Annotated in this window: 1 pseudogene; it reads right to left on the bottom strand. The window is 53.2% G+C overall.

The annotated features are described in order from the left end of the window. Positions 1 to 91: 91 nt before the first annotated feature. Positions 92 to 539, bottom strand: a pseudogene (locus tag WKT20_RS18195) (transposase); the annotation flags it as partial.

The raw sequence follows: 539 nt of genomic DNA on the forward strand, positions 1-539 counted from the left end.
TATATTTTCTCTCTAAAAACTCATCGCTCGGGGAGCGCCGTGCGGCAAGGGGCGGGAGCACCCGTCCCGACGAGCACATCTTTCAGTTATACCGATATTCCATAAGAGGGTTTCCTCCTCTGCCTGAGAAAACTTCCATAGGAGTCTTCATACCCAGTGCCCTGTGTGGTCTGGCATTGTTGTACATCGCTACGGATTTACTTACGGCTTCCTCTGCCTGTCTGAAGTCCATATCGCCCTCATTGAAAAGCCACCCGTTCTTCAGGGTGTTGTTCATCCTCTCGGCCAGGGCATTGTGAAGCGGGTCTCCCGTCTGGGTCATACTGATTCTGATGCCTTGTGAAAGCAGCAGATTCGTGTACTGCTTCGAGGCATACTGCACGCCACGGTCAGAGTGGTGTATCATGCCTTCCGTACTGATTCCGTAGGCACGGTAGGTCTCCAGAGCCATGTACATGGCTTTCAGCGGTCCCTCCGCATCCAGAGTCCTGCTCAGGCAGTATCCGACTATGTATCTGCTGTAGGCGTCAGTCACCAGT

The organism is Phocaeicola sp. ICN-14070 (assembly GCF_037892625.1).
In the GTDB taxonomy this organism is placed as follows: domain Bacteria; phylum Bacteroidota; class Bacteroidia; order Bacteroidales; family Bacteroidaceae; genus Phocaeicola; species Phocaeicola plebeius.